The organism is Xanthomonas sp. MLO165, from assembly GCF_018831305.1.
In the GTDB taxonomy this organism is placed as follows: Bacteria; Pseudomonadota; Gammaproteobacteria; order Xanthomonadales; family Xanthomonadaceae; genus Xanthomonas; species Xanthomonas arboricola.
On sequence record NZ_CP029263.1, the window covers coordinates 4,639,741 to 4,659,410 of the forward strand.

At 65.3% G+C, this 19,670-nt stretch carries 14 protein-coding genes; 8 read left to right on the forward strand and 6 right to left on the reverse strand.

The window, feature by feature from the left end; translation table 11 throughout:
- Nucleotides 1-83 precede the first annotated feature (83 nt).
- The 3 genes from DGN21_RS19490 to DGN21_RS19500 all read left to right on the forward strand — a co-directional run bounded on the left by DGN21_RS19490 (nucleotide 84) and on the right by DGN21_RS19500 (nucleotide 3,522).
- Nucleotides 84-1,571 carry an MFS transporter gene (locus DGN21_RS19490; protein ID WP_126966951.1) on the forward strand — a complete coding sequence of 496 codons (1,488 nt, stop codon included), beginning with the start codon at nucleotides 84-86 and terminating at the stop codon, nucleotides 1,569-1,571.
- A gap of 39 nt (nucleotides 1,572-1,610) precedes the next feature.
- Nucleotides 1,611-2,645, forward strand: coding sequence for a glycoside hydrolase family 43 protein (locus DGN21_RS19495; protein ID WP_126966952.1), 1,035 nt, complete (start codon nucleotides 1,611-1,613; stop codon nucleotides 2,643-2,645).
- Nucleotides 2,646-2,988: 343 nt separating this feature from the next.
- Nucleotides 2,989-3,522, forward strand: a complete 534-nt coding sequence (locus DGN21_RS19500) for a lipocalin family protein (RefSeq protein WP_024937633.1) — start codon at nucleotides 2,989-2,991, stop codon at nucleotides 3,520-3,522.
- A gap of 75 nt (nucleotides 3,523-3,597) precedes the next feature.
- On the opposite strand, the gene DGN21_RS19505 is transcribed toward DGN21_RS19500, so the two are convergent.
- Nucleotides 3,598-3,951 (reverse strand): ribonuclease E inhibitor RraB, encoded by a 354-nt coding sequence (locus tag DGN21_RS19505; RefSeq protein WP_024937634.1) that lies wholly within the window; start codon nucleotides 3,949-3,951, stop codon nucleotides 3,598-3,600.
- 518 nt (nucleotides 3,952-4,469) lie between these two features.
- On the opposite strand from DGN21_RS19505, the gene DGN21_RS19510 reads away from it, so the two are divergent.
- On the forward strand, nucleotides 4,470-4,724 hold the full coding sequence (locus DGN21_RS19510) for a hypothetical protein (RefSeq protein ID WP_126966953.1): 255 nt from the start codon (nucleotides 4,470-4,472) through the stop codon (nucleotides 4,722-4,724).
- 65 nt (nucleotides 4,725-4,789) lie between these two features.
- Here DGN21_RS19510 and DGN21_RS19515 read toward each other — a convergent pair whose 3' ends face one another.
- Complete coding sequence (locus tag DGN21_RS19515) at nucleotides 4,790-5,143, reverse strand: hypothetical protein (protein WP_126966954.1); 354 nt, start codon at nucleotides 5,141-5,143, stop codon at nucleotides 4,790-4,792.
- A gap of 185 nt (nucleotides 5,144-5,328) precedes the next feature.
- Nucleotides 5,329-5,901 carry a hypothetical protein gene (locus DGN21_RS19520; RefSeq protein WP_039527696.1) on the reverse strand — a complete coding sequence of 191 codons (573 nt, stop codon included), beginning with the start codon at nucleotides 5,899-5,901 and terminating at the stop codon, nucleotides 5,329-5,331.
- Nucleotides 5,902-6,057: 156 nt separating this feature from the next.
- On the opposite strand from DGN21_RS19520, the gene DGN21_RS19525 reads away from it, so the two are divergent.
- Nucleotides 6,058-6,261, forward strand: coding sequence for a YdcH family protein (locus DGN21_RS19525; protein ID WP_023905744.1), 204 nt, complete (start codon nucleotides 6,058-6,060; stop codon nucleotides 6,259-6,261).
- A gap of 414 nt (nucleotides 6,262-6,675) precedes the next feature.
- Here the strand turns inward: DGN21_RS19525 and DGN21_RS19530 are convergent, their stop codons facing one another.
- The 3 genes from DGN21_RS19530 to DGN21_RS19540 all read right to left on the reverse strand — a co-directional run bounded on the left by DGN21_RS19530 (nucleotide 6,676) and on the right by DGN21_RS19540 (nucleotide 11,625).
- Entirely contained in the window at nucleotides 6,676-7,656 is a 981-nt protein-coding gene (locus DGN21_RS19530; RefSeq protein WP_053054180.1) for a zinc-binding dehydrogenase, read from the reverse strand.
- A 328-nt stretch (nucleotides 7,657-7,984) separates the two neighbouring features.
- On the reverse strand, nucleotides 7,985-10,651 hold the full coding sequence (gene plsB, locus DGN21_RS19535) for a glycerol-3-phosphate 1-O-acyltransferase PlsB (RefSeq protein ID WP_104647869.1): 2,667 nt from the start codon (nucleotides 10,649-10,651) through the stop codon (nucleotides 7,985-7,987).
- On the reverse strand, nucleotides 10,651-11,625 hold the full coding sequence (locus tag DGN21_RS19540) for a hypothetical protein (RefSeq protein WP_164738967.1): 975 nt from the start codon (nucleotides 11,623-11,625) through the stop codon (nucleotides 10,651-10,653). Before DGN21_RS19540 ends, plsB begins: the two co-directional genes overlap by 1 nt.
- 406 nt (nucleotides 11,626-12,031) lie before the next feature.
- On the opposite strand from DGN21_RS19540, the gene DGN21_RS19545 reads away from it, so the two are divergent.
- The 3 genes from DGN21_RS19545 (at nucleotide 12,032) to DGN21_RS19555 (ending at nucleotide 19,601) form a co-directional block, all read left to right on the forward strand.
- Nucleotides 12,032-13,084 (forward strand): LacI family DNA-binding transcriptional regulator, encoded by a 1,053-nt coding sequence (locus tag DGN21_RS19545; protein ID WP_054592243.1) that lies wholly within the window; start codon nucleotides 12,032-12,034, stop codon nucleotides 13,082-13,084.
- A 135-nt stretch (nucleotides 13,085-13,219) separates the two neighbouring features.
- Nucleotides 13,220-16,249: a TonB-dependent receptor gene (locus DGN21_RS19550; RefSeq protein WP_215825036.1), complete on the forward strand. Its 3,030-nt coding sequence runs from the start codon at nucleotides 13,220-13,222 to the stop codon at nucleotides 16,247-16,249.
- 316 nt (nucleotides 16,250-16,565) lie between these two features.
- Entirely contained in the window at nucleotides 16,566-19,601 is a 3,036-nt protein-coding gene (locus tag DGN21_RS19555) for a TonB-dependent receptor (protein WP_054592241.1), read from the forward strand.
- Nucleotides 19,602-19,670 lie beyond the last annotated feature (69 nt).

Below are 19,670 nucleotides of genomic sequence, written 5' to 3' on the forward strand. Positions count from 1 at the left end.
TCGCGATCACCTCCCATCGCGACCGGCAGCCTGGCGCGCGCCGCGGCGTTTTCCGCAGCACTCCCTGAGCCCCGCCCCACCTCATGAACGATCGCTCACAACAGCTCTCCTTGCGCGAAAAGATCGGCTACAGCCTGGGCGACCTGGCAGCCAACCTGATCTTCCAGACGCTGGTCACCTTCCTGGCGTTCTTCTATACCGATGTGTTCCGCATCCCGGCGAGTGTGGCCGCCACCCTGATCTTCGTGGTGGGCATGCTCGGCGCGTTCGTGTTCACGCCCATCATCGGCATCCTGGCCGACCGCACCCGCACGCGCTGGGGCAAGTTCCGCCCGTGGATCCTGTGGACGGCATTGCCGTTCGGTGCCTTGTCGCTGGCCGCGTTCAACACGCCCGCACTCGGCGAGCAGGGCAAGATCGCCTACGCCTTCGCCACCTACACGCTGCTGATGCTGGTGTACGTGGCCAACAACCTGCCGTACTCGGCGTTGAGCGGCGTGCTCACCGGCAGCATGGAGCAGCGCAACAGCCTGTCGGCGTACCGCTTCCTGGCGGTGACGTTTGCACAGTTCATCATCCAGGTGTTGTTGCTGCCGCTGGTGCTGATCCTGGGCAATGGCGACAAGGCACAGGGCTTTCGCAACACCATGGCGCTGTTCGCCGCCGTCGGCACGCTGTGCTTTCTGATCACCTTCTTCACCACCCGCGAGCGCGTGCTGCCGATCAGCGAACAACGCAGCAGCGTGCGCCAGGACCTCACCGATCTGGTCCGCAACAAACCCTGGCTGGTGATGCTGTCGCTGACCATCCTGGTCTTCATCAATCTCGCCATGAAGGGCGGGATGTACATCTACTACTTCAAGTACACCCTCGACGCGAACGCGTTGACGCTGTTCCTCGACAACGCCGGCTTCAACCGCTTCATCGCTGCGATCAACAGCGCGCTCACCGGCGCCGGCCTGAGCGCGCTGCAATGGCCGCAGGACGCACCCACCTCGGCCTTCAGCGTGTTCAGCGCCGGCGGCATCCTGGCGATGATCGTGGGCATCGGCTTCTCCAAGCGGCTGGCCGATCGCTACGGCAAGCGCAACGTGTTCGGTGGCGCGCTGCTGATCTCCACGCTGTTCCTGCTGGCGTTCTACGTGTATCCGCCGACTGCGATCGCCTGGGTGTTCGCCTCCTACGTGCTGCACGGCTTCTTCTACGGCATCACCATCCCGCTGCTGTGGGCGATGATCGCCGACGTGGCCGACTACTCGGAATGGAAGAACCACCGCCGCGCCACCGCGATCATCTTCTCGGCGATGTTGTGCGGCCTGAAGATCGGCCTGAGCGTCGGCGGCGCGCTGGTCGCCGGCATCCTGGCGTTCTATGGCTACGATGCCGCCCTGCCGCTGCAAAGCGATGCCGTGACAAACGGCATTCGCTTGGCCATCAGCGTGTATGCGTCCATCCCGTTCCTGCTCGGTACCGCGTTGCTGGCGCTGTACGAGATCGACAAGCCGCTGGAAACCCGCATCGAACACGAGCTGGGCCTGCGCCGACGCAGCGCCGCGCTCGCCACCAGTTGACGCCCTCCTCCTCCTCCCACCTCATGCACAGGTACGCGCATGTCCGATGAACTGCACACCGCTGCACTGCAGGCGCTGGCGCGCACCGCCATTTCCGCACCGCTGGTCACCCACCTCTATACCGCCGACCCTTCCGCACACGTGTTCGACGGCGCCTTGTACATCTACCCCTCGCACGACATCGATGCTGGCGTTGCCTTCAGCGACGATGGCTCGCACTTCGACATGGCCGACTACCACGTCTTCCGCATGGCCCATCCCGGTGCACCGGTGGAAGACCTCGGGCAGGTCCTGCACGTGCGCGACGTGCCGTGGGCACAGCGCCAGATGTGGGCACCGGATGCCGCGCAGCGCGACGGCAAGACCTATCTGTATTTTCCCGCCAAGCGGGCCGACGGCATCTTCCAGATCGGCGTGGCGGTCGGCGATGGCCCGCAAGGCCCGTTCGTCGCCGCAGCCGAGCCCATCGCCGGCACCTACTCGATCGACCCGGCGGTATTTGCCGACCACGACGGCGCGCATTACCTGTACTTCGGCGGGATCTGGGGCGGCCAGCTGCAGCAGTACCGCGACAACGTCTATGCGCCGGACCATCAGGAACCGGGCGACGACGCGCCCGCACTCGGCCCGCGCGTCGCCCGCCTGCGCGAGGACATGACGCAACTGGCCGAACCCACCCGCGAGATCATCATCCTCGACGAACACGGCACACCATTACGTGCCGGCGACCATGCCCGCCGCTTCTTCGAAGGCCCCTGGGTCCACCACCACGCCGGCCGCTATTACCTGTCCTACTCCACCGGCGACACCCACCGCATCTGCTACGCCACCAGCGATACCCCGTACGGGCCATTCGCCTACCAGGGCGTGCTGCTCGCACCGGTGGTCGGCTGGACCACGCATCACTCCATCTGCCTGTTCAACGGCCAGTGGTACCTGTTCTATCACGACGCCGTGCTGTCGGGCGGGCAGACGCATCTGCGCAGCATCAAGATGGCACCGCTGGAACACGACGCGGATGGAAGGATCGCGACGATTCATCCATATGGGGAAGAAGCGGTATCGCCCTGGTGAATGCCGTCGGGCTACCGCCTGCCGGGACTATCAGCGCGTCATGGCTCGACCGCCGGCACTGAACGACACGTCCTGCCACCGCTGCGCTTTCAAAGCGCGCCGTAATCCTCGTGCGGCTGATCGTCGACCCGGCGCTCACCGCTCCGTGATCGCGCGTTTCCTGGCATGCGCAAGGCGTCGGCCTGGCGCTTCAACGCCGCCATGACATGTCGAGCGTTACGGTCATCCCGCTGGCACACCACGCCAGCGTGCACTCAGACCGGAACTGCATCGCATGGGCTTGCATCCGGACGCACAGTAACGCCGTAGGCCTACCTACGGGTTCTTTCTGGTGGAGGTTGCCATGCGAGGTGGTTCGATGCTGTTGTTGCTGACGCTAGCGGTCTACGGGAGTGCCAGTGGGAGCGAGTCGCGTGCCGCCCTGCCCCGCGCAGACAGCGTCGACGTGCCGCGCTTCATGGGCGACTGGTACGTCATCGCGCACATTCCCACCCGGCCCGAGCGCAAGGCCTACGATGCCGTGGAGCGCTATGCGCTGCGACCGGATGGCCGCATCCAGACCACCTTCACCTACCGCAAGGGCAGCTTCCAGGCGCCGCTCAAGTCCATGCATCCGATCGGCCAGGTGGCGAAGGAAGGCAATGGTGCGCTATGGAGCATGCAGTTCTTCTGGCCGTTCAAGGCCGAATACGTGATCGCCTGGCGGGATGCGGCGTATGCGCAGACCATCGTGGCGCGCAGCAAGCGCGATTACGTCTGGTACATGGCGCGTACCCCGCAGGTGTCCGATGCCGACTATCAGCAGGCTGTCCAACGCATCGCCGCCATGGGCTATGACGTGTCAAAGCTGCGCCGCGTACCGCAGTCGCAGCGGTGATGCGGTAACGCGGTAAGGGTGCAGCGAGCTCAGCGATGCAGTGACTGCATCGCCGGCTCTCGCACGCGGGCTGCGTCAGGCGTCCTTGTCATCCACGGAAAACTCCCAGCCGTCATTCAGGCCACCCAGGGGCTTGGCCTCCACGGCCAGCTCCTCCTCGAATGCCGAAATCGCCTTGTGCGACGGCACCATGGTCGGATACACCGTCACGTCCATCGGAAATGCGGTGTTTTCCGGATAGTGGCAGCAACGCACCTTTTGCTCGAAGCGCAGCAGCATCACCGAGAACTCCAAGGCCGATTCCTTCGTGGGGAAGACCACGGAGAACGCAATCTCGCGCGGCTTCGACAGGTCCACGCCTTGCTGGGCAATGTGCCAGAGCGTGTTGCCGTTATCGTCGTTGGGATACAGGTCCGGATGTCGTTGCATGTGAGCTTCGGTCTTTGGCGGCCGGTTGGCAGGGAGAGAATTCTAGCGCCTGGCTTGTGAAGCCTGTCATTAACCACGGCCTGAAATTGAATCGTGTCGGAATGCTTGTCGAGCCCACGATTTCTTTGCAATTACGTCATTTCCGCTTTATCAGCTGGCGTATCCGAGCCTCCCAATTAGACCCCGATGTGAAATTTGTGGATATTAATAACTATACCTTTGCGACACGACATTGATAATCCAAAAGAGCACCAGGATTCCAGGCCCGCATCTTGACTCCCCCATGCATCGGTAGCACACTCCTTCACGGAGCGTAGCAACTCCGCAAACAGCGGTACCACCCCCGTCAAGCGGTGGTTTTTTGTGCCTGATGTTCGGGCACATGCTCGGCGTCTCCACGCCGGGAGGGCGGCGAATACAACACCCGCAAGGGAAATAAGCCCGCCGTCTGTTTGCGGTTGCTAACCTCCCGGCATCCCGCCGCATCGTGCGGCGGGAGCCTGTCCGGAGAGTTGAGCATGGAGCAGTCTCTGTTCGGGTATTACCTGCTGCCGGAAGACGCGCAGCTTCGGTTGTTGCAGACGCGCGATCATTTACGCCTGCTGGGCATGTTGGCACGGCCACGCAACACAATCGCCAGACATTGCAATGAGCCGCATGTCAGCCTGGATGCGCTGGCGTTCTGCTTTGATCTATTGGCTGAGCAGCTGGAGACCGTCTTGAAGCAGACGCTGACGCCCGATGATTTTCCAGAATCGAACTTGGCACAGTAACTGCGGCAACACCTCAGGCTGTCACCTCAAGGTGCCCAGCCCGCAAGTAAAGCCTGGCCTCTGATTCATTCAAAACCGATCAAGTTTATATACGACACACCTTTGACTCCCATATGAGATTCGGTGTGACCCGATTCAACGTAGGCGCGGCTAACCCCGCACTGGCAGACTTTCTTGACGTTGTTTTTGATGGCGCCTTCAATGCTGTGATCGAAGCTAAATGCACTACTTCCCTCAACAACGCATACTTCTTTTTTCAGGCCATTCTCTATCGCCTGACTCTTTGTTTGATAGACCATCACCTCACAACTACCACTCTTATAGTTGGTAGCTGCGCCTATCATTCTCACCGATCCAGTTGCGCAACCAGACAAACAGCCAAAGATGATAGATAAAAATATTGCTTTATTGCTAGTCAAGAAAACCTCGATTTTTTAGCTGACCTGCTATGCGGGAAGTGATTCCGGCACGGATCATGGAATCCCTGCGAGCACGCATTCGTTACGCGCCACAGAGCCACATAAATCACAAGCCATGCGCGTCACAGCAACTCAATGATGCAGCTTAAAAGGGCGGAGGCGTCTTTCGCCTCCGCCGGTGATTATCACGGCAGCCAAACCAGATTCATCAGCTGCGGGTCTGCGGTCACCTTGACCAGCTTGCCGCTGGGGCCGAACTGCACCTGGTACTCGGAGAAGCTGTCGCGCCAGTAGCGCCACAGCGAGGCGTCCAGATTCGGGTTTTCGCTGCTGATCGGGTAGCCGACCGCCATCAGTACCTGTTCGCGGGTCATGCCGCCGGTGAGCTTGCCGTCATTGATGGCCTGGCGGATCTTGGGCGGGAAGGTGGCCAGCTTGAGCTTGGGGTCGGCGGTGACGACATAGCGGGCGGCGAAGGCGGTGTTGTCCAGGTCGCGGCTGTAATCGTTGCCGATGGACTGCTTTTCGCCGGCGATCTTGAGGTTGACGCGGTTGCGGCCGAAGCCGGTGACGCTGACCGGGGTGCCTACGGGAAGCATGCGCTTGCCGTCTTCGGCGTAGTTGCTGTCGCTGATCCAGCTGCCGTCGGTGCGCAGGTTGCAGCACAAAAAGCCGTCGTACTTGGCGACGTCGGCGGCGCTGGCCAGGTTGGCGGCGGTGAGCAGGCTCAGGGCCAGCAGGGAAGAACGCAAACGCATCGTAAAGACTCCTTTCTCGACGGCCATGGCCGCGCGGCAATGATGGGATCAGGCGCGCCGCCGTTTCCCCAACGGCGCGCAGGCATTGTCGCAGCCCCGGGCGGCTTGGCAAGCACGGGTGACGCGGCCGGCCCGTGGTTGTGTATGCTCGGAGCCGTGGAAACTCTCTCACCCGCCGAGATCGCCGAGCAGATCGCCGAGTTGCGACGCGCCCACCGCGCGTTGGACGAGGAGATCCAGCGCGTGCCCGCCAACATGGACGACGAGCTGCAGATGAAGCGCCTGAAGAAGCGCAAGCTGCATCTCAAGGACTGCATCACGCGGCTGGAAATGGAGCTGGTGCCTGACGAGCCGGCGTGAGGTTGGTGCGTGCGGCCGCCTGGGTTTGCTTTGCGGTCGTGGATACCAGCGTCGCGGTGACAGGAAGTTGAGTCAGTTGATGACGCAGGCAGGGTTTTATCGGTATGGCGCCGGCTTGAGCTGAGGCGTGTCGCGTTGGTCGCTTGGGCCACACCCTCATCCCAACTCCCGCTGCGCGCCCCGGCCACGTCTTGCGACGCGGGCGCTCCAAGGCACGCGCGCCAGTGGCGCGCGAGCGGTGCCTCTTCGCCCCGAGGGGAGAGGGGCTTGATATGCCGGTCTTGGAGAATTGTCGATCTCTTCGGCCGATCTGGGCAACGGATCCGGGCGCTTGTTCGCGTCAGCGGACGTGCAAGCGCCTCGCTTTTGCGCGTTAGGCGCCGACTGTCGTAAAGACGACCCGAGCCGCCGTCCTCAGCCTGCGCGCAGCAGGATCTTGCCGCGGCGGCCCGGTTCGGCGCTTGCCGCTGCCGCTTTCGCCGCGTCTTCCAGATCGAATACCGCTTCCACCGGCAGAGCCAGGCTGCCATCGACGGCGGCCTTGAGCAGTTCGCCGATCATGCGGCGCTTGTCCTCGGGCTTGGTGGCGGCCATGACCTTGCTGCCCCAGAAGCCGCGCACGCTGGCCTGCTTGAAGATCACATCGCCGCTGGAGATCTGCAGCGGCTCGCCGGTCATCGAGCCGAACGAGATCAGCTCGCCGCCCTCGGCAAGCAGCCCCATCAGGTCGCCGGCTGCGCTGCCGGCGACAGAGTCGATTGCGCGCACGATCGGCGCCTCGCCGACCAGCGCGCGCACGCTGTCCTGCCAGCCCTCCCGGGCGGTGGAGACCGCGTTACCGATGCCCAGGGCCTGCAGCTCGTCCACGCCGGCGTCGCGGCGCACCAGGTTGACCACGTTGATGCCGCGCACGGCGGCGAGCATGGCGACGGTCTTGCCGACCGCGCCGTTGGCGGTGTTCTGCACGATCCAGTCGCCTTTTTCGACCTGCAGGAACTCGATCAGCATCAGCGCGCTCAACGGCATGGCGATCAACTGGCAACCGCGGTCGTCGTCCAGCGCGTCGGGCAGCGGCACCACGCCGGACGCGTCGGCCAGGAAAAACTCCGCCCAGCTCTCGTGCACGCCGGCGGCGACCACGCGCTGGCCGGTCTGCAGGCCTTGGACGCCTTCGCCCAGGGCGTCGATCACGCCGGCCGCCTCGCTGCCGCCGATTGCGGGAAGCTCCGGCTTGTAGCCGTAATTGCCGCGCACCGTCCACAGGTCGTGGTTGTGGATGGGCGAGCGACGCATGGCGATGCGCACCTGGCCCTTGCCGGGCTGCGGGGTGGGCCGTTGACCGAGTTCGAGCACCTTGGCCGGGTCGCCGAATTGGGTGTGGATGGCTGCGCGCATGGAGATCTCCTGCCGGGCACGCCTGTGGTCCAACGCACCCGATCGTGATGAAAGGTGGCGCGATGCTATCGGCACGGCTGCAAGAGGCGGATGAAACGAACGGAACTGCTGTGTGAAGTTGCGGGCGTTGGTGAACAACGCCGCGAGTGACTCTGGTCAGCTGCAGCGCTGGATAATCTGCGTGCTGACCGACCCGCATCCGCCCTTCGGGGCACCTTCTCCCGGTGGGAGAAGGGAAGCATGGTGCGCATCTGCGCTTCCCTGCGGGTGCGCTGCCATTGCCCGGCATCACCTACCGCAGGGAGACGCTGGCGTTTGTACTGCCGCCTTACTCGGCCGGCGGCAGCACCACGTCCGGCTTGACCGCTTCGGGGCTGACCCGCTCGATGGTATGGCGCAATTCGCGGCCAAGGATGAACTTGGCGTCCTTGGCCCAGGCATCCAGGCGCTCGTCGAACAGCAGCTTGCTGTTCTCGTCCGGCCACACCAGGCGCAGCTCGCGCAGTTTCTGGATGAAGCTGCGGAACAGGGTCTTGTCGAAGAACTCCGGGGCGGCCGGGGCGTACAACAGGCTCAGGCGCTGCGCGGCCTGCTGGCACAGGCTTTCCAGTTCGCCGGCACCGAGCACGCCGGGGCCGTTCTTCACCAGCACCGAGATGGCGATGTAATAGCGCTCGAAGGCCTGCTGCAGCGAATGGCCGATCGCACGCAGGCGGAACACCTCGTCGGTCTGCCCGGTGTTGCGGGTGAGGATGCCGCCATCGTCGTCGGTGACGTTGAGCAGCAGGCCTTCGCGCACGAACATGTCGATGGTCTGCTCGATACGTTCGGCAAAGCGGTCCTCGCTCCACGGCAGGAACAACTCCGCCTGCAGGAACGGATACACGGTGCGCCCCAGGCGCAGCAGACCGGCACGGCTCATGCGGCGGTTGTTCTGGAAGCAGCACGCCACCCACGAGGAGGCCGTGAACAGGTGCAGTACGTTGTTGCGGAAGTAGCTCAGCAACACCGCGGTGTCGCCGCTGACGCTGAGCACATCGCCCAGCGGGTGCGACACACGCGTGAGCACGTTGATCTCTTCGGCATGGGTGATGATGCGCGCCGGGGTGTGCGGGGTGACGGTGACGCGGTCCGAATACGGCATCTCCGCCAGCAGCTTCTTGCACAGCTCGATCTGCGCGATCAGGTCGGCCTCGCCCATCGCGTGCTTGGGCGTGGACAGCAGCGCCAGCGCCAGCAGGTTGATCGGATTGACGTCGGCGGCGCAGTTGATGCGGGTCTGGATCTGGGTGGACAGCGTGTCCACCGCCGGTGCCAGCCAGGTGGGTTTTTCGTCGTCGGGCAGCGGTTGGCCGTCCCAGTCGGGTGCGTGCTTGGCCAGCACGTCGTTGAGCGCGATCGGCTCGCCGAAGTTCACCACCACCTGGCCGTAGTTCTGCTTGAGCACCTTGGGAATGGACCACAGCAGGCCCCAGATGGATTCCTTCTCCTTGGGCCGGCCGGTGAGCTCGTCCAGGTAGCTGTTGCCTTCCATCAGCTTCTCGTAGCCGATGTAGACCGGCTGGAACAGCACCGGCTTGCGCGGCTGGCGCAGGTAGGCGCGCAGCGTCATCGCGATCATGCCGCCCTTGGGCTGCAGCAGCCGGCCGGTGCGCGAGCGCCCGCCTTCGACGAAGTATTCGATCGAGTAACCGCCGGCCACCAGCTGGGCGACGTACTCGCTGAGCACCGCCGAATACAGCGCATTGCCCTTGATCGAGCGGCGGATGAAGAACGCGCCGCCCTTGCGCAGCAGCGTGCCGACCACCGGCAGGTTGAGGTTGATGCCGGCCACGATGTGCGGCGGCACGATGCCGCGTTCGTACAGCAGGTAGCTCAGCAGCAGGTAATCCATGTGGCTGCGGTGGCTGGGCACGTAGACCACTTCGTGCCCGGGGGCGGCCTGCTTGAGCTTGTCCAGGTGATGCACCAGCACGCCGGCGTAGATGCGGTTCCACACGTGGGTCAGCAGGAAGCTGGCCGAGCGCACCACCGGGCTGGAATAGTCGGCGGCGATCTCCCAGGCGTAGGCGTGCGCCTTGCGCCAGGCATCGACCGGCTTGGAGTTGTCGCGCTTGGCCTGGGTGGCGATGGCCTCGCGCACCGAGTCGGCGGCCAGCACCTGGTCCACCAGCAGGCGGCGGGTGGACAGGTCCGGCCCGATCACCGCCTCGCGGATGCGCCGGAAGTGGGTGCGCAGCACGCGCTGCAGCTTGCGCAGGGTGCGCTCGGGCGGCAGGCCTTCGGCCATGGTCTGGCGCAGCGAGATCGGCGGAGCGAAGCGCACGATGGTGGTGCGGCCGTTGAGCAGCACCGCCAGCAGGCGCCGGAAGCGGCCCACCAGCGCCCAGTTTTCCGAGAACAGCACCGCGAACCAGCCGCTCTGCTTGTCCGGCGCGCGGCCGACGAAGATCGACACCGGCACCAGGTGCACGTCCAGGTCGGCGCGCACGCGATGCGCCTGCAGCAGCTTGGCCAGCGAATCCGAATGGGTCTTGCCGCCGCGCTGCTCGGGGATCAGCGAATTGCTGCTGCTGCGCCGCGACAGCGCCAGGTAGGCGCGCTTGCGCTGCAGCGGGTCGCCCGGCAGCGGCACCAGTGGCGAGGGCAGCCCGGCCTCGCGGCAGGCCTTGTCCAGGATCAGCGCGCTGGACAGGCCGTAGTCCTCCAGCACGTAGACCACCGGCGTGCCGTCGTCGTAGCGGCTCGGCTGATCCGGTTCGATGGTCAGGCTCAGCCAGGGGTCGGCCAGGCGGCCGAGCAGGCGCGCCCACCACGGGCGTTTGGCGCTGCGGGCAGCGGCGACGGCGGGCGCGATCGACGGCGCAGCGTCCGGCGGAACCGGAACGGCGGTCGGCAAGGCGGCGGCCGTGGCACCGAGATCGGCAGCAGCGCTGGGCGGGGCGGGCTGGCCGTCCGGGAACGGCAGGGGATTCTGTTCTGGCATCACGGTCATTATCGCCCAGCCGGGCGTTGCCCGGTGGCGGCGGGCGTGGCGGGCGCGGCCGCCGGGGTGTCAGGCCTTGCAGCGGCGTCGGCTGCGGGCGCCGCCGGCGCAGCGCCGAGCAGCGCCTGCACCTCGTCCTGGGTCTGCTGCTGGTACCAGTGGCCGTCGCGCTTGATCAGGGCGATGCTCAGGTCGATGTCGTGCGCGGCCAGCGGATAGCGCAGCCGCACCTGGGCGCGGTCGCCGTCCTGCCTGATCAAGCCAGTGCGCAGCGCATCCAGGCTGCTGTCCAGCGACAGGCCGTAACGCTCCAGCACCTGCTTGGCCGCGGCCCAGAACGGCCCGAGCCGGCGCAGGCTCTCTTCCATCCCCAAGCGCTGCAGATCGGCGTCCGAGCCGATGCCGGTGGCGCGGGCGGCGGTCACCAGGTCGGCGATGCTGGCCTTGGCGCGCGCGCGGTCGGCCAGCGGCGCGGTGGCCGCCCAGGCGCTCAGGGCATCGACCAGCTGCACGTAATGGGCGCGCTGCTCGGGCTGGTAGTCGCTGCGGCTGCGCAGGTATTGCACGCCGAACTGGCCCAGCGACTGCGCGGCCTGGCGGATGCCCTGCGACTGGCCGGCCAGCTGTGCATCGAAGGCCTGCTGCAGCTGGCGCTCGGCGCCGGGCGCCGACAAAGTGCCGAGCAGGCTGCCGACCTCGTTGGGCAGCGGTAGCTCGGTCAGCGGCCAACGGCTGGCGCCGCTGCGCCAGGCCGCCTCCAGCTGGGTGTATTGCGCAGGTGTGACCCGGATCCGCGCATAGGCGACCAGGTCGTTGCGCCGCAAGGGCAGGGTCATCGACTGCATCGCTGCGGCTGGCTCGGCGCTGGCGCCCGGCAAGGCGGCGGTCTTGTCAGCGCGCTGGCAGCTGCCCAGGCACAGCGCTGCCAGCAGCACCCACGCGATGGACTGGAACCGGCCGGCGCGGACGGTAGATGGCGACATGCGCACGCTGTTCCCCTGATCGATCGGCGCATCTTGCTGTCTGAACGCACTGGCGGCAAGGCGCGCGACAACCGTGCGCCCGGGTACGGTGCGGAAACGTTAGATTTTCGTAGTTCCATGCATGTTGTCGCCCAGTGTCCGACATTGACTGCCGTTGTCCTTCCCGGACAAACTTGTCCAGGCGATGCCGCCAAGCCCTTGTGCCACCTGCGTTTGGCCCAATGGTGCAGCGCATCATGTAAGCGCTTGCAGTTCCTGCTAGCGTGCGCGCCATCTCGCTCTGAGGTCGCCATCGGTTGGGGCCGATGTCATTCATGTGCATGTGTGACACGAACGTTCTGCGCCAGCGGACCGTGCGACCCTTCCCGGCGTGCGGTGGCAACCGCGTTGTTTTGGAGGTTTTGCCATGAGTCGGCCACGCTCCGAAGGCGGTAGCGTCACCATCAAGGACGTCGCGCGCGAAGCGCAGGTGTCGGTGGCAACGGTCTCGCGCACCATGAATGGGCACCAGCATGTGGCCGAGTCGGTGCGCGAGCGCGTGCTGCAGGTGGCCCGCGCGCTGCATTACATCCCGCACCACGCCGCGCGCAGCCTCAGCAGCCGGCGCACCCACACCATCGGGGTGGTGTTGCCGGACCTGCATGGCGAGTTCTTTTCCGAACTGATCCGCGGCATCGACCAGGTGGCGCGCGAGCAGGGCTACCACCTGCTGGTGTCCAGCTCGCACGGTGACCCGCAGGCGCAGCGCAGGGCGCTGGAACGCCTGCCCGGGCGCGTGGACGGGGTGGTGGTGATGTCGCCCTCGCTGGGCGACTCCGGCGTGCACGAGGACGCCCTGCCCGGCGGCCTGCCGGCGGTGCTGCTCAACTGCGCCGGCGCGGCCAGCCAGCGCCCGGTGCTCAACGTGGACAACTACGGCGGCGCGCGGACGATGACGCGGCACCTGCGCGACAGCGGCCACCGCCGCATCGCCTTCATCGCCGGGCCGACCGACAACTTCGATGCGCACGAGCGTCTGCGCGGCTACCGCGACGAGCTGGCGCTGGATGCCGACGTGCAGCCGTGGGTGCTGCCGGGCAACTTCGACGAAGAGTCCGGCTACCGCGCCGGCCAGACGCTGGCACAGGGCGCGCGCCCGGATGCGGTGTTCGCGGCCAACGACATGATGGCGCTGGGCTGCCTGTTCGCGCTCGGCCATGCCGGGCTGAAGGTGCCGCAGGACATCGCGCTGGCCGGCTTCGACGACGTGCCGATGGCGCGCTACGTGCTGCCGGCGCTGACCACCATGCGGGTGGATATCGCCGGGCTGGGCGCGCGGGCATTGCAGTTGTTGCTGGGCCAGCAACTGGTCGATGCGCCCGCCCCGCCCGCCGATGCCGCACCGCCGGCGTTTTCCGAGATGGTTCCCGAACTGATCGTGCGCGCATCCAGCGCGCCGCGGGCGGCGCCTCCCACCTGAAACGCGCCACCACGCTTTGCCGAACGTGTGTTGCTTGCAGTCCGTTGCCGTTGTTGCCAGCTGTCCCGCTTGACGCAGTACCGACGCGCCAGCCACTCCGCTGGTTCGCGCTTTACCCCTGGGAGGGGGAAAGTCATGAAGAATTACCGCACCGTCTCCACCCTGCCCGCGCGCAGCCTGTTGTGCTGCGCCCTTGCCGCCTCGTTGCTGGCCAGCACCCCGGCCATGGCCCAGTCCAGCAATGCGACCTTGCGCGGCCAGGTTGCGGCAGCACAGGCCGGCACCACCGTGACCGCGACCAATGTCGCCAGCGGCGCCGTCCGGCGCGTGCCCACCGGTGCCGACGGCAGCTACGCGCTGGTCGGCCTGCCCCCGGGCACCTACAAGGTGGATGCCGGCCCCGGTAGCGAGCAGACCGTGACCCTGTCGGTGGCCTCGTCGGTCACCTTGAACCTGGGCGGCAGCGCAGCCGCGGCGCCTGCCGGCGATGCCACCACGCTGGATGCGGTGCAGGTCACCGCCACCACGCTGCAGGAGGTCAAGACCTCCGAAGTGGGCACCAACGTGTCGCTGAAGCAGATCAGCACCGTGCCGCAGCTGACGCGCAACTTCCTGGAGTTCGCCGACACCGTGCCGGGCATGCAGTTCGAGACCAACTCCAACGGCAACAGCCAGATCCGCGGCGGCGCGCAGGGCAGCTCGGCGGTGAACGTCTACATCGACGGCGTCGGCCAGAAGAGCTACCTGTTCGGTGGCGTGTCCGGCCAGGAGCAGAGCGCGGGCAACCCGTTCCCGCAACTGGCCATCGGCGAGTACAAGGTCATCACCTCCAACTACAAGGCCGAGTTCGACCAGGTCGGTTCGGCAGCGATCGTGGCCTCGACCAAGTCCGGCGGCAATGAGTTCCACGGCGAGATCTTCGGGCGCACCAGCAATACCGATTTCCGCGCGCGCCAGCCCGACGAACGCGCCGGCGCACCCAACTCCGATGGCAGCAAGCGCAAGACTCACCAGGACGAATACGGCTTTGCGCTGAGCGGGCCGATCGTGCAGGACAAGGCGCATTTCTTCTTCAGCTACGAAGGCAAGGGCTTCGAGGTCTCGGCCGATCCGGTGGCCGTGCCCGATCGCTTCAGCGCGCTCAGCGACGACCTGCCGGCCGGCGTGCAGAGCCGGCTCGGCTCGGTCACCCGCCCGTTCAACGAAGACCTGTACTTCGGCAAGGTCGATTGGGACATCGGCGAGAACGACCGCCTGGAGCTCACCGGCAAGTACCGCGACGAGGAAAGCCGCGACAGCGTCGGCGGCCAGACCACCGCGATCGCCTCCAAGATCAACCTCAACACCGAAAAGCGCTTCGACCTGCGCTGGCAGCATTACGGCGAGCGCTACGTCAACGAAGCGCGCGTGTCCTATGAGGACGTGCTGTTCAATCCCACCGCCTACACCGTGGGTAGCCAGAGCGTGTACACGCGCGGCATCGCCGAAGACGACGTGCTGCTCAACGACGGTGCCACCAGTGGCCTGGCGATCCAGCGCAAGGGCCAGAAGGGCCCCAGCTTCCAGAACGACCTGACCTTCAACAACCTGGAGTGGCACGGCAACCACGTCATCAAGATGGGCGTGAAGTACAAGGAAGTGGAGCTGACCCAGAGCGAGAACTCTGCGGCCAACCCGTCGTTCTACTACGCGGTGGGCGATGGCACGGGCACCTCGGCCATTCCCTACCAGGTGCGCTTCAACCTGCCGTTCGCCGGTGCCGCGCCGTCGGTGACCACCACCAGCAAGCAGCTGGGCCTGTACATCCAGGACGATTGGGACGTTAACGACAAGCTGCAGTTGAATATCGGCGTGCGCTGGGATGGCGAAAAGATTCCCTCGTACCTGGACAACGTGACCCCGCCGGAAGTGGTGGCGGCCTTGAACGGCCCCGGCACCGATCCGGCCGTGAGCGCCACCTACGCCGAGCAGCTGGCCAAGGGCGGGGTGGACATCAACGACTACATCAGCAACGGCCGCAATCGCAAACAGGACAACAACAACTTCGCACCGCGCCTGGGCTTTTCCTACGACTTCCGTGGCGACGAGTCGCTGGTGCTGTTCGGCGGTGCCGGCCGCAGCTACGACCGCAACCTGTTCGACGTGATGGGCCTGGAGCAGATCAAATCCGCGCTGGCGCAGTACACGATCCGCTTTGACGGGCCCACCAACTGCGTCCCGGCGCCGGGTACCTGCACCGCCTTCGATCCGACCTATGTGAGCAATCCCGACAGCCTGGCCAACCTGGTCGATGCGCGCGTGCGCAACGGCGAAATCGACCTGCTCAACAACGATCTGAAGACGCCGTATGCCGACCAGTATTCGCTGGGCCTGCGCACCCAGCTGGGCGACTGGAACACCTCGGCCACGCTGTCGTACATCCACAGCAAGGACGGTTTCATCTTCACCCTGGGCAACCGCTATGCCAACGGCGATTTCTTCCAGAACGGCAACCAGGCGTTCGGCCAGACACCCCGCGGCTTCGGCAACCTGATCATCGGCAACAACGGCGTGGAGACCAAGACCGGCCAGTTGCTGCTGTCGGCAGACAAGCCCTATACGCAGGAGAGCGGCTGGGGCCTGACTGCGGCCTACACCTTCTCGCGTGCGCGCGGCAATCGCGGCAACGACGATCGCTACGGATTCGATGCGGCCACCATTGCCGACTACCCGTTCCTGGATCTCAATGCGGTGCCGCGCCACCGCCTGGTGCTTACCGGCATCTACGACCTGTTCTGGGGCATCAGCGGCTCGGCCAAGCTGACCCTGGCCACGGTGCCGCCGCGCAACGAGGCGATCTCCTACGACCAGTACGGCGGCCCGAGTTCGGACAACATCCGCGTGGTCTCGGTGGATGCGCCCGGCGGCAAGTTCATCGCCGGCGGCGACATCTTCGGCACCCGCCAGCTGGACCTGTCGTTGTCCAAGGACATGCACATCACCGATGCGGTGACGGTGCAGGTGCGCGGCGATCTGATCAATGCGCTGAACTTCCGCAACTACGATCAGTACAGCATCGACTGGGGCAGTGCCGGCGTGTACGACCCGCGCGTGAGCATCAACCAGTACGGCGCGATGTCCACTCCGCCACGGACCTTGTTCATGAGCGCACGCATCATCTGGTAACGGCTGCGTTGGCGGCTCCGGCGTCTCGGCGCCGGTACCGCACCCGCTGCCTAAGCTGCATCGGCCCCACGGCAATGGGGAGGGGCCGGCCGCAGGCTTGTTGCATCGTCCCGATTGAGGTGTGTTGCTGCGGCGCGACGCGCGATGCGCGCGATGCCGCAGACGCCACGCTCCGGTTGGCGACCGTTTTTGTTGTGTTTGCCGTCCCTGCTGTTTGTTTGTTGCCCGCTGTACCCGTTCCATCCACACCAAGCACCAACCTCGACGCGCCAGTCACTTCACTGGTTCGCGCTTTACCCCTGGGAGGGGGAAAGTCATGAAGACTCACCGCACCGTCTCCACCCTGCCGGCACGTAGCCTGTTGTGCTGCGCCCTGGCTGCCTCGTTGTTCGCCACCACCCCAGCCATGGCCCAGTCCAGCAACGCCACGTTGCGCGGACAGGTCGCTTCCGCACAGAGCGGCAGCGAGGTCGTCGTCACCAACCTCGCCACCGGCTCGGTGCGACGCGCACCGGTCAATGCCAACGGCAACTACACCATCGTCGGTCTGCAGCCGGGCACCTACAAGGTCGAATCCAACGGCGCCAGCCGCACGGTGACCCTGTCGGTGGCCTCCAGCGCCACCGTCGATCTCGGCACCGAGGCGGCCGCGGCGCCCGCCGGCGACGCGACCACACTGGACACGGTGACGGTCAGCGCGCCGATGATTCGCGACGTCAAGACCTCCGAGGTGGGCAACACCATTTCGGCGCGACAGATCCAGCAATTGCCGCAGGCCACGCGCAACTTCCTCGAGTTCGCCGACACCGTGCCGGGCATGGTGTTTCAGGTGGATGGCAACGGCAACACCAAGCTGCGCGGTGGCGCCTCCAATGCCAGCGCCGGCAATCTGTATATCGACGGCGTCGGCCAGAAGAGCTACGTGCGCAGCGGCGGCGTTGCCGGCCAGAGCGACACCCAGGGCAACCCGTTCCCGCAGCTGGCGATCGGCGAATACAAGGTCATCACCTCCAACTACAAGGCCGAATACGGCCAGATCAGTGGCGCGGCGATCACCGCGGCCACCAAGTCCGGCACCAACGAATTCCACGGTGAAGCCTTCTATCGCTACACCGACCAGGATCTGCGCGACAAGCGGCCCGACGAGGAAGCCAACGGCAAGATCGATTCGCAGACCAAGGAATACGGGTTTGCGTTGGGTGGGCCGATCATCCAGGACCGCATGCATTTCTTCGTTGCCTACGAAGGCAAGGAGAACGTCGCACCCAAGAGCGTGCAACCGAGCGCAGAGGCAGCCGCGTTCCTCAACCAGCTGCCTTCCGATCTGGCCAGCCAGTACGGCCCGGCCAACATGCCGTTCGAAGAAGACCTGTTCTTCGGCAAGATCGATTTCGAACCCACCGATCGCGATCGCATCGAGCTGAGCACGATCTATCGCGACGAGACCCAGACCGCCAACGTGGGCGGCACCAACACGCTCGCGCAGGCCACCGACAAGATCAACAAGGACAAGCGCACCAACCTGCGTTGGCAGCACAGTGCAGACAACTGGTTCAACGAGGTCATCGTCGGCACCGAAAACTCGGAGAACAACCCGACCCCGCGCACGCTGGGCAACGGCATCGTCTACACATATTTCCAGCCGCGTGCCGGCTCCACCGATATCGATGAGCGCACCTTCCTGACCACCGGTTCGGCCGGCGGCAGGAATGCGCAGCGCAAGAGCCAGAAGGGCTGGTTCCTGCAGAACGACCTGACCTTCACCAGCTTCCAGTGGCACGGCGAACACACCATCAAGATGGGTGTGAACTACAAGGACATCGAGCTGACCTCGCAGGACGCGGCCGCGCTGAATCCGCAGTTCAGCTACCGCGTCAACGGCGGCAGCGTGGAATCCACGCCGTATCGCGTCGACTTCATTGCGCCCTACACCACGCCCGGCCAGCGGGCGACGGTGGTATCGCCGTCCAAGCAGTACGGCATCTATCTGCAGGACGATTGGGCCGCCACCGACAAGCTGATGATCAACATCGGCGTGCGCTGGGATTACGAGGACACACCGGCCTACACCGACTTTGTGACCTCGCAGGCCTTCGTCGACGCGCTGTACGCCAACGATGCGGAAAACCCCGGTCAACCATGGGCCAACCGTCTGCTGCCCAGCGGCATCAACGTGGCCGATTACATCAGCACCGGCAACAACCGCAAGAACTTCAAGGATGCCTGGGCTCCGCGCTTCGGTTTCTCCTACGACTTCTTCGGTGACGAGGCCGCCATCCTGCACGGCGGTGCCGCGCGTTCGTACGACCGCAACCTGTTCGAGCAGCTGGCCCTGGAAACCAGTAAGGCGGCGTTGTCGCCGGTCGCGGTGTATTTCGAAAACCCGGCAACCCAGCAGTGCTATCGCGCAGACCGCACGTGCGTTGCGTTCGACCCGCGTTACCTCAACGGCATCGATCAGCTCAACACCATTCCCGGTGTCGCTGGCAGCGCCGAGTTGTTCATGTTCAACAACAAGCTCAAGACGCCGTACAGCGACCAGTACAGCATCGGCATCACCAACCAGGTGGGCGACTGGCTGACCGATGTGACGTTCCAGCGCATCCTGAGCTACGACGGCTTTGCGATGGGCCTGATCAACCGCTATCCGGATGGCTCCTACTTCCAGAACGGCAACGTGCCGTGGGGCGAGCCGGTGCCGGGCTACCAGAACACCATTCTGGGCAGCAACGGCCTGGAGCAGCGCAACAGCCAGGTCCTGCTGTCGGCCGACAAGCCGTACACCAAGGAATCCGGTTGGGGCCTGACCCTGTCCTACACCCACACCAGCGCGCGCCAGAACCGCAACATCGATGAGCCGTACGGTTTCGACAAGGCGACCATCCGCGGCTATCCGTTCGTGAAGTCCGACGCCGTGGCCGCACATCGCTTTGTCGCTTCCGGTTCGATCGATGGTCCGTGGGGCGTCACCTTCGGTGCCAAGCTGGTGCTGGCAACGCCCGAGCCGATCAACACGATCGCCTGCTTCGGCTTCACCGATCCCGACGGCGCGACCTGCCAGCAGGTCGGTGTCACCCCGCCGGGCAGCGGCAAGTTCCTGGTCGGTGGCGATATCTGGGGCTACCGCACGGTGGACTTCCAGGCCACCAAGGAGTTCACCGTGGTCGGGGACTTCAAGCTCAACGCGCGCGTGAACCTGCTCAACGCCTTCAACTTCAAGAACTACAGCGCGTACGCCTACAACGGCTTCGGCAGCAACGGGCAGTTCGATCCGGACATCGCCATCAACACCAGTGGCGAAATCAACTACGTGCCGCGCAGTGTCGTGCTGGAAATCGGCGCCAAGTTCTGATTGGCCCCATCGCCACACGCGCCGACGTGGGCGTGTGGTAGTTCGAACGGGGCCGGCTGGCCCCGTTCG

Bases quoted from the DNA above. Each gene is read 5' to 3' on its own strand.
- DGN21_RS19545 (WP_054592243.1), top strand. From the start codon at position 12,032: ATGAGTCGGCCACGCTCCGAAGGCGGTAGCGTCACCATCAAGGACGTC.
- DGN21_RS19550 (WP_215825036.1), top strand. From the start codon at position 13,220: ATGAAGAATTACCGCACCGTCTCCACCCTGCCCGCGCGCAGCCTGTTG.
- DGN21_RS19495 (WP_126966952.1), top strand. From the start codon at position 1,611: ATGTCCGATGAACTGCACACCGCTGCACTGCAGGCGCTGGCGCGCACC.
- DGN21_RS19540 (WP_164738967.1), bottom strand. From the start codon at position 11,625: ATGTCGCCATCTACCGTCCGCGCCGGCCGGTTCCAGTCCATCGCGTGG.
- DGN21_RS19555 (WP_054592241.1), top strand. From the start codon at position 16,566: ATGAAGACTCACCGCACCGTCTCCACCCTGCCGGCACGTAGCCTGTTG.
- DGN21_RS19530 (WP_053054180.1), bottom strand. From the start codon at position 7,656: ATGCGCGCAGCCATCCACACCCAATTCGGCGACCCGGCCAAGGTGCTC.
- DGN21_RS19510 (WP_126966953.1), top strand. From the start codon at position 4,470: ATGGAGCAGTCTCTGTTCGGGTATTACCTGCTGCCGGAAGACGCGCAG.
- DGN21_RS19490 (WP_126966951.1), top strand. From the start codon at position 84: ATGAACGATCGCTCACAACAGCTCTCCTTGCGCGAAAAGATCGGCTAC.
- DGN21_RS19505 (WP_024937634.1), bottom strand. From the start codon at position 3,951: ATGCAACGACATCCGGACCTGTATCCCAACGACGATAACGGCAACACG.
- plsB (WP_104647869.1), bottom strand. From the start codon at position 10,651: ATGACCGTGATGCCAGAACAGAATCCCCTGCCGTTCCCGGACGGCCAG.
- DGN21_RS19520 (WP_039527696.1), bottom strand. From the start codon at position 5,901: ATGCGTTTGCGTTCTTCCCTGCTGGCCCTGAGCCTGCTCACCGCCGCC.
- DGN21_RS19500 (WP_024937633.1), top strand. From the start codon at position 2,989: ATGCGAGGTGGTTCGATGCTGTTGTTGCTGACGCTAGCGGTCTACGGG.